Consider the following 413-nt stretch of genomic DNA (forward strand, 5'->3'; position numbering starts at 1 on the left):
CGTGTTGCGAAAATTTGAGAGACTCGAACACACCGCTTTTCATTTCTTGTTTACGGAGAAATGAAACAGTGTGTCGTTTCAATTTTCAGCTTGATCCAGATTTTTAAAGAGCAAATATCTCAAACATCACCCGAAGATGAGTTTTGAGATATCAGGGTACGCGTCTTTCACTCACGAACCAGCAAGTGGCGTCCCCTAGGGGATTCGAACCCCTGTTACCGCCGTGAAAGGGCGGTGTCCTGGGCCTCTAGACGAAGGGGACACTGAAGTCTCAATCGCAAGACGCCTTGCTATTCACTTTTCATCAGACAATCTGTGTGAGCACTACAAAGAACGTTTCTTTAAGGTAAGGAGGTGATCCAACCGCAGGTTCCCCTACGGTTACCTTGTTACGACTTCACCCCAGTCATGAA

Annotated in this window: 1 tRNA gene and 1 rRNA gene; both read right to left on the reverse strand. The window is 46.7% G+C overall.

The features are described 5' to 3' along the window. Window positions 1-186: 186 nt before the first annotated feature. Window positions 187-262: transfer RNA gene (locus tag FHD02_RS24055), tRNA-Glu, on the reverse strand. Window positions 263-347: 85 nt separating this feature from the next. Beyond that, window positions 348-413: ribosomal RNA gene (locus tag FHD02_RS24060) — 16S ribosomal RNA — on the reverse strand; the annotation flags it as partial.

Origin of the sequence: Citrobacter sp. EC_71 (assembly GCF_019584005.1) — a bacterium.
Classification (GTDB): domain Bacteria; phylum Pseudomonadota; class Gammaproteobacteria; order Enterobacterales; family Enterobacteriaceae; genus Citrobacter; species Citrobacter werkmanii.